Origin of the sequence: Zhongshania sp. (assembly GCF_041623545.1) — a bacterium.
Classification (GTDB): domain Bacteria; phylum Pseudomonadota; class Gammaproteobacteria; order Pseudomonadales; family Spongiibacteraceae; genus Spongiibacter.
The window spans coordinates 1-3,559 of record NZ_JBFJWS010000315.1 but is presented as its reverse complement, the minus strand read 5'-3'; the positions used below and the strand labels follow the sequence as shown (position 1 = coordinate 3,559).

Sequence of the window (3,559 nt, the reverse complement as noted above, 5' to 3'; positions counted from 1 at the left end):
TGCGACGATGGGACTCGCAATTCGCTTCGCCACATAGACAGCCACTACTGTAATCAACAAAAGTACAATACATAGAATAAAATAGACTTTATTTAATAAGCGATCTTTAAATGCCAAGGCATTGCGAAAATCATGACTAGCAGCCAAAATTAAACGGTTATGGCCATTCTCGGGATTATAGGAAAAGCTCCGCAAAGCATAAACCACATCATGATCATCTGCCTCGGCAATACCACTTACAACGTCGGTTTTAGGATTATTCAGCAAGTCTTTCGCTGCAGGAAAATCCTCAGCAATATTGCTGCTGCGGCCAAACTCAAAAGCGAAGCTGCGGTTAGACTCAGGATGAACCAAATACTCCCCCGCGTGATTGGCGATTAAAAATGGATGCTCTACTCCAGCTAACGCTTTTAATGCATCAAAGGTGGCCTGCAAATTGTGATTAATAATGACGATGCCAAATAAACGACCTTCGTCACTATAAATCGGGGTGGCGGCACGTATAACCGGCTCTGTTGGCTCTACTATCTCGCCAAATTCCCGGTTGAGCCCAATCTCCGATAGGTACACACTGCCGGCGGCCAGCGCGATGGTTTCAGTAAAATAGCGACTCTGGCTTTTGTTCTGCAGCTCTGCCTCCGAAACAAGACGAATATCACCTTTTTGGCCGTAGCGATCCACTCGGACTAATTCCACACCATCGTGCCCAATAAGGCGAATCTGTACCTTGGGCTTTGCTTTTAGAATCACCGAAAAAATCGTTTCAAGACGCGAGATCCACTGCTGTTCAGTGGACCCATCGAGAGGGTCTATACCATTATTATTTTTGGCGCGAATTAAACCTTGAATAGGCGGTGTCTCCGCCAAAAATTGCAGATCTCGGGTTAATTCCAGCATGTTGGCGCGAAACTGCACAGCCTGCAGCTCAGATTCATTAATGAGATTTCTTTTTGTCGAATCCAGCAGCTGCGCGTCTAGCTGTCCCATAATAATGGCAATAATAGCGGCATTGCTCAGCACGATAAGCACAACTAAGGGCAGCAAAATTCGCCAAATAATGCTCTTTTGATTACCAATACTCGGCAACCGCTCAGTAATTGCCATTCAGCATACTCATGTATTCATAAATACCGTCGTTAGGAACATTACAGTAATTTATGACTATAAGTAATTAGCCCGAGAATGGCTATCGGCTTCTCGCGCAGGTCTCTAGGTAGTTCCACCTACTCCGGCAAACATTTCACACCGCAGCCACCTTTGAATAACTCTGCCACAACTAAGGGCGCAGACGGAAAAAACAAATGCAGGTATGAGGCGGTTAATCCGCGCTGTCGATATATCGCTTCGCCAGGCGCGGGGTGCTTTGGCCGCCTGCCGTAGCCAATCGGTTCTGGGGTGTTCTCGGATTGGGAGCGATGGTGGGCGTGGGCGCGCAGCTCACCTTCGGGCAATACCGCGCTCTGCATACCTTGGCAACCGCCACGACCACGCATGGCTGCCTGGCCAGCCAACAGCCCCAGCATGGTGTGGCGCGTGCCAGCTAAATCCTTGAGGCTTTCTAGGCAATACATAAAGCCACCACACTCAGCCAAAATCCCTTTGCCGCTTTCATAAAACTGCTGAATTTCCCTGTGCATTGCGGTGTTCGCCGCCAGCGCGTCTGCGTGTAATTCTGGGTAGCCGCCGGGCAACCAAAGGGCGTCGGCCTCGGGCAATTTAGTATCGTGAATTGGCGAGAAAGATAACAATTCGGCGCCCATCGCGGTTAACAACTGGGTATTGGCTGGGTAAATAAAACTAAAGGCTTGATCCTGTGCAATCGCTATTTTTACCCCGAACAGCAAGCGCGGCGGTGGCGCAATTGACTGGGCAGAAAATTTCACCGGCGGCGGCAGGCTCGCCAAGCTACTGGCAGCAACCAGCTCGGCGGCGGCATTAAAGCAGGCCTCTAATTCCTCGCGCACTTCACAGGCCTGCACCAAACCGAGATGACGTTCCGGCAGGCGAATATTGGGGGTATTGGCAAAGCTCGCCAACAAAGGCAGGCTGGCTGGCAAGGCGTCGGCAATCAGCTGGCGATGGCGCTCAGAGGCGCAGTGATTGACAATTAAACCCGTCACCTCAACATCATCGCGGTAATTGGCTAGGCCACAGGCCAGCGCCGCCGCCGTTTGCGCCATGCCCTTAACGTCCATAATCAGCACAATCGGAATGCCAAAGGTGCGCGCCAAATCAGCGCTCGAGGGATCGCCGTCGAACATACCCATGGCGCCTTCCACCAAAATCAAATCGGCGGTTTGCGCTGCGCGGTAAAACTGATCGCGGCAATAGGCCTCTCCCGCCATCCACAGATCGAGCTGCGCTACTGGATGGCCAGAGGCCTGCTCTAGAATTTGCGGGTCTAAATAATCCGGACCCATTTTAAAAATGCGCACCTCGCGGCCCTGCAAACGATGGTAGCGGGCAATAGCGGCGGTAATCGTGGTTTTACCTTGGCCCGAGGCGGGCGCGGCCAAAAACACCGCCGGACATAAAATATCAGCAGACATACATCACCCCGCCTTTTATTAAACGAGAACGCGCTATAGCCCGCATTTGGACGTGCAAACGCCGTGTCATTACCTACTCCTTTAGAAATTCGGGACGCGCCGGTGTCGCCGTTCAATTAACGACGACGCGACACATTAATATTTAGAACAAACTTGGGATGTAGAATAAGGCCGGTATACGGAATAGCTTAGCAACGCGAACTACACGCATTATGAAAAACGAGGGAATAGCGGCAATAAAGCCGAATTCCAGCGCTGGAAATTGCGCAGAAAACCGAGAGTACATGAAATCTCCTCGCACCCGCCGTGCGATGTTCTGTGAATGAAACCAATGGCCGGTCTTCGGGCTTATAAGCGAATTTCTCCTCGGTTCACCCCTTCCCATGCCGTGGCACAGTGGTTATGGCAAACCTAGCTTAATTACCGATGCGGGGGCAGCGCTGGATTCAAATACACACCAGACTTCCCGATTATCTCTTTACAGAGCACCTTTGGTGGGGCGATTGTAGCGACTTTAGGCAGGGAGGCAAAGTACCATGGTAACCCGCAAGGCATTCCACTTCCCCTTAACCGCTAACAATATGACTCAAGATTCGAGTACAAGACCTAAAAAATACCTGCTGCCAAATGTAATGCACTCGATCTCTTAATTCATCAGGAGTTAGTAGCCTAGTATGGCGCTACCAATTCCGAGGATATTAATTGCAGTACCAACGACGGAGTCCTCGGATTCTTGTTGTACTGGAGTGCTATTGGTTGTTTGGCGTGCCGCTTCAACTTTAGCATAAACACCTGCGTAATCCTTGCTGGTATAGCCGTGATCATCTTTAATATCATCATCTGCACCGAGTGCAATTAGTGTTTCAGCAAGTTTATTTCGGTCGTAAAACCTAGCTACATGCAATGCGGTAACATCACGATTTTGGAACTTGTATCCAGAGCCGGGTTGCTCAGCGAGACCTACTATAATCGATCTGTTTACCACTTTATTAACATCAGCGCCAAGCTGA

General features: G+C 50.1%; 3 protein-coding genes and 1 riboswitch. All 3 genes read right to left on the bottom strand.

Features of this window, described 5'->3' with window-relative positions; all coding sequences use genetic code 11:
* A partial coding sequence (locus tag ABYT30_RS17080) for a hypothetical protein (RefSeq protein WP_373097639.1) occupies positions 1-1,104 on the bottom strand: 1,104 nt, incomplete at its 3' end.
* A gap of 119 nt (positions 1,105-1,223) precedes the next feature.
* On the bottom strand, positions 1,224-2,549 hold the full coding sequence (locus ABYT30_RS17075) for a cobyrinate a,c-diamide synthase (RefSeq protein WP_373097637.1): 1,326 nt from the start codon (positions 2,547-2,549) through the stop codon (positions 1,224-1,226).
* Positions 2,550-2,864: 315 nt separating this feature from the next.
* Positions 2,865-3,057, bottom strand: a riboswitch (cobalamin riboswitch).
* Positions 3,058-3,210: 153 nt separating this feature from the next.
* The coding region (locus tag ABYT30_RS17070; protein WP_373097635.1) for a hypothetical protein at positions 3,211-3,559 on the bottom strand (349 nt) is incomplete at its 5' end.